This is a genomic window from Sodalis sp. (in: enterobacteria) (genome assembly GCF_047607725.1).
In the GTDB taxonomy this organism is placed as follows: Bacteria; Pseudomonadota; Gammaproteobacteria; order Enterobacterales; family Enterobacteriaceae; genus JBLKSS01.
In genome coordinates, this window is record NZ_JBLKSS010000232.1 from 1 (window position 1) to 4,560 (window position 4,560).

5 protein-coding genes and 2 pseudogenes are annotated in these 4,560 nt (G+C 54.3%); all 7 read left to right on the forward strand.

All coding sequences use genetic code 11. The features are described 5' to 3' along the window. Positions 1–116: transposase domain-containing protein (locus ACMX3H_RS17195; protein ID WP_415210031.1), on the forward strand; the 116-nt coding region annotated here is incomplete at its 5' end. 196 nt (positions 117–312) lie between these two features. Further along, on the forward strand, positions 313–681 hold the full coding sequence (locus ACMX3H_RS17200; protein WP_415211682.1) for a hypothetical protein: 369 nt from the start codon (positions 313–315) through the stop codon (positions 679–681). Next, on the forward strand, positions 678–2,087 hold the full coding sequence (locus ACMX3H_RS17205) for a replicative DNA helicase (protein ID WP_415211683.1): 1,410 nt from the start codon (positions 678–680) through the stop codon (positions 2,085–2,087). Before ACMX3H_RS17200 ends, ACMX3H_RS17205 begins: the two co-directional genes overlap by 4 nt. Before the next feature lie 108 nt (positions 2,088–2,195). Continuing rightward, on the forward strand, positions 2,196–2,633 hold the full coding sequence (locus ACMX3H_RS17210; protein ID WP_415211684.1) for a recombination protein NinB: 438 nt from the start codon (positions 2,196–2,198) through the stop codon (positions 2,631–2,633). Positions 2,634–2,832: 199 nt separating this feature from the next. Continuing rightward, positions 2,833–3,266: pseudogene (locus ACMX3H_RS17215) on the forward strand (phage N-6-adenine-methyltransferase); the annotation flags it as partial. A gap of 80 nt (positions 3,267–3,346) precedes the next feature. After that, the gene (locus ACMX3H_RS17220) at positions 3,347–3,907 is read left to right on the forward strand and encodes a hypothetical protein (protein WP_415211685.1); all 561 of its coding nucleotides are present in this window, start codon (positions 3,347–3,349) and stop codon (positions 3,905–3,907) included. 16 nt (positions 3,908–3,923) lie between these two features. Beyond that, positions 3,924–4,560: pseudogene (locus ACMX3H_RS17225) on the forward strand (hypothetical protein); the annotation flags it as partial.

Sequence of the window (4,560 nt, forward strand, 5' to 3'; positions counted from 1 at the left end):
TGAACGGCGTGGAGCCGGAAGCGTATCTGCGCCATGTGCTGGCGATTATCGCGGATCATCCCATCAACAAAATCAAAGAGCTCCTGCCGTGGAACCTCACCATCCCTGCTGAATAACTGTCAATACGGCGCTGGGCGTACACTTACAGAAAAAGCGGCTTTGTTGGTAAAAGAAAATCGTACCGGTACAAATAATGGTAAAGGTAATCCATCTAACGTTTACTATCTGAAATTGGATAACCCTATGCCGACTGCCAGCACACCCCCTATGCCGACAGGCGGCACCAGAATCAGTCACTCTTTTGAACCAGTCATGGAACCTAAAACCCCCTTACCCCCTACCGGGGGCATCTCCCCGGAACCGGCAGGGAAAAACCAACCCCAAAAATCTGAACAGCCTTCCACGCAGGACTATCAGGCAGCACTGGGCATCTACAACGACACGGTAGCCGACAGACTTCCCCACGCTGTAGAGCTAAACGACAAGCGGCGCAAGGGTATCAAACGGCTTATTGGTCAACTGGCGCGAAAAGACCTTCAGGGGTTCCGAGCCTACGTACAGGCGTTTGTGACCCACGCGCCGCCGTTTTACTTCGGGGATAATGACCGGGGCTGGACGGCCAATCTTGACTACCTGCTTCGTGCGGACACCCTGACCAAAGTCCGGGAGGACACGCTGTGACAGACCAGGAAATCGAAGCTAGCGTCATCGATGGCCTGCTGCTAGGCGGTTACACCCCTGATGCGGCGGATGTCCTTGCTACGCTGGATGAAGACGCTTTCACCGCCAGCCTGTACCGTGAAACGTTCCGGGAGATTCGTCGGCAGGCGAAAACCCGTGGACTGATTGACGGGCTGATGGTGGGTGAGGCGATGGGTAGCGGTAACTTTGGCGCGGTGATGAAGACGGTGAAGAAGTGTCCCAGCGCAGCGAATCTCAAGGGGTATGCGCGGCTACTGGCAGACTATCAGCGTGTACGGCGCTTCACGGCGTTGTTGGGCGATGGGCTGGAGCAGGTACGCCAGTCCCCGAACCATGAGCGAGCGTTGGCAGTGATGGGGCAGGTGTTGGCCTCCCTGCGTGATATCGACTGCAGCGCCGATGAAGTACGCCCGATGCATATCGACGAGCTGATAGACCCCTACACCGAGCTTTTGGAAAAGCACCTGAAGAATGGCGAAGCGTCGGATTCATTGAAAACGGGCATTGACGAACTGGATGAAATTCTCGGCGGTATCAATCCGGTGGACCTGGTAATTGTTGCCGCCCGTCCCGGCATGGGAAAGACTGAATTTGCCTTGAAGGTGGCGGAGGGCGTTGCCGCACAGCATACCACGCGCCAAATTGACACGGAGAACGGCGCGATAACTGAAATCGAACGCAAGGGCGTATTAATTTTCTCGATGGAAATGGACGCAATGCAGGTTATCGAGCGCTCATTGGCAGGAGCCAGTCATCTTCCGGTTTCAACGCTGCGCAAACCTTGCCGGATGGATGACGAAGGTTGGGCGCGAGTGTCCGAGGGACTTCGCCGCTTACAGGGGCTTGATGTTTGGGTTGTGGATGCATCATCGCTCACCATTGAGCAGATACGAGCTATTTCCTACCGGCACAAGCTTACCCACCCTGCGTTATCGCTGATTATGGTCGATTATCTTGGTCTGATTGAGAAACCCCTAGCAGAGCGTAATGACCTCGCCATCGCTCATATATCCGGCAGTCTCAAACGTATGGCGAAGGAGCTTAAAACGCCGGTGATGTCGCTGAGCCAGTTGTCCAGAAACGTAGAGCAGCACCCCAATAAGTGGCCTACCTGTGCTGATTTAAGAGATTCAGGCAGCATTGAGCAGGATGCCGACAGCATCATCATGCTCTACCGCGATGCGGTGTACAACGAGAATAGTCCAGCGGCGAAATACGCTGAACTGATTGTCACCAAAAACCGATTTGGCACTCAGGGAACCGCTTACCAGGAATTCAAAAACGGGCATTTTATGCCCACCAATCAGGAGCAAGCCGCGAGCGCTTGCCAGAACAACGCTAACGTCGCGCCGATGAAACGCTATGCAAGTGGGGCAGCAGTTTAACGCAAAAAACGAGGAAAATACGGATGACGGCATATTTAACAGAATTAATCGTGGGGCTATTTTTCATTGCAGTCTTTTTTGTTTGGGTGGGTAAATTCAGAGGTGGTGATGGAAAAAAGAAGCTTCCTTCTGCGTGATGAACGAATACGAGAAAACCTGAAAGCATTTATTGATTCACTCCCCACCGACGAACATCGCCCCCTCGAAATCACTATCAACGGCAGCAAAAGAAATTTGTCGCAGAACAACCTATTCCATGCGTTATGCACCGATGTCTCGCGGCAGGTCTTGTGGGCAGATAAACCGCGCCCGCTGTTGGACTGGAAAGCACAGTTCGTCTCAGGCCATGCCATCGCCACCGGCAGGCCGGGAGAAGTGGTTACAGGGCTGGAGGGGGAGTTTTGCAGCATCCGCGAGAGCACGGCTCAGATAGGCGTGAGGCGCATGAGCAGTTTGATTGCGTACGTGCAAGCCTGGGCAGTGGGAAACGGCGTTAGGCTGCGCGAGGTGCGTTATTCAGGGGATTATTTCGGGAGAGTCGGATGAAGAAGACCTGTTTCAGGTATGACGGGTTAACCAGTGAAGAGGCTGAACACCTAATCAGGCACTACGAAGACAAGGGTTATCACGTTGTCAGGTCATTGAGCGGCGACCCGAAGTATTGGGATGTCGTTGTCACCCTTCCTGAACAGAAATACCTCAAACCAACGCCACGTTCAATGGTTAACAAAATGTGGAACTAGATATGGCACTAAAATCAAACACCCGGCCAGAACACAAAGATACATGGCGAACGCCCGATGTCTTTCAGGCATTGGATGCAGAGTTCGGGTTCTGCCTTGACGCTGCTGCCGGCCACGATAACGCCCTGTGTCGCCACTATCTAACCGAAGAGGATGATGCCCTGAATTGCGATTGGCACACCCGGGTACAATTTTCTGCAATCCCCCCTACAGCAATATCATGCCGTGGGTGAAAAAGGCCGCCGAGCAGTGCGCAGTACAACAGCAGACTATCGTCATGCTCCTGCCCTCCGACACCTCGCCGGCGTGGTTCGCTCAGGCACAGAAAACGGCTGATGAGGTGCGATTTATCACCGAGGGCCTATTGTCGTTTATCAGCGCCGAAACCGGCGAGAAGGGCAAGGCGGGTAACAGCAAGGGCAGTGTGTTGTTCATCTTGTGACCGTGGCGAACCACCCTAAAAGGGATGACCACGGTAAGCAAGCACGCGCTGATGAGTCGAATGTGGGGGTAGGTATGGCGCTGAAGCGCGATAAGCACGACGCGGTATTTTCTGAACTCGTCCGAAAGAGAACCAACTGGCAGTGCGATTACTGCGGTAAATATTTTCATCACGACCACGGCAATCTCCATTGCTCCCACTTCAAGTCCCGCCGCCACAAGGCGACCCGCTACCATCCCTTCAACGCCTTCGCACACTGCGCTGGTTGCCACCGTAAATTGGGCGAAGACCCGTATGAGTTCATGATGCACGCAAATATCACCTACGGGGAGATGACCATTGACCGCGTGGCGCATCTGGCAGCGGTGCCAATACGCTTGAAGCTATGGCAGATGGATGAGATTTATCAGCACATGAAAGCTGAACTAAAGCGGCTGCGGGAATTACGTGCTGAGGGCAACATCTGGCGAATCGAGTTCACGCTACCGGATTGGTATCAGGAGGGCATTACCTATCGCATGGGGGAGGGTGCTGGTTCCGGTCACGCCCGATCACTGATTCCGGTCGCCCGATCAGCGATTCCGATTCTGTCCGATCGCTCATCTTCTGTTCCGCCATACTCTGGAGACTTTTAGCTTCCGGGTGTATGGCATGGCACGTAAAAAGAAGAACGCGATAACAGAAATGTGCATCTATATCAATGTATTACACATGAAATTTGAGCAGCATCGCTCGAATCGCACCATAGCACCATCGCACCATCGCACCATCGCACCATCGCACCATCGCACCATCGCACCATCACACCATCGCACCATCGCACCATCGCACCATCGCAGCAGCGCTCGGCATCGGCTGTACCACAGTGCACGATATCCTCGGCCGATTCACGGTAGCTAACCTGGTCTGGCCATTGCCGGCGGAACTGTCCCCCGTCGACCTCTACCGCCTGCTCTATCCCGGAAAATCCGGCAAGGCTATCAAGACCTTACCCAGCTGGCTTGATATCGATACCGAGTTAAGCCGCAAGGGCGTGACCAAACAGCTGTTCTGGATGGAATATCAGGCCGCCGTGGGCGGTGATGCCCTCGGCTACTCACAGTTCTGTGCACTGTTCCGTGACTGGAAAAAGAAGCAGCGGCGTTCCATGCGCATGGAGCACAAGGCCGGCGAAACGCTCTTCATCGACTTCTGTGGCCCCACCGTACCTATCGTCAACCCTGCGACCGGTAGCGTACGCCAGGCCGCTATCTTCGTCGCTGCCATGGGCGTATCAGGCTATGCGTAT

What these genes read in the sequence shown, in the direction of transcription:
- ACMX3H_RS17200 (WP_415211682.1), top strand. Translation starts at nt 313, where the DNA reads ATGGAACCTAAAACCCCCTTACCCCCTACCGGGGGCATCTCCCCGGAA.
- ACMX3H_RS17210 (WP_415211684.1), top strand. Translation starts at nt 2,196, where the DNA reads ATGGAAAAAAGAAGCTTCCTTCTGCGTGATGAACGAATACGAGAAAAC.
- ACMX3H_RS17220 (WP_415211685.1), top strand. Translation starts at nt 3,347, where the DNA reads ATGGCGCTGAAGCGCGATAAGCACGACGCGGTATTTTCTGAACTCGTC.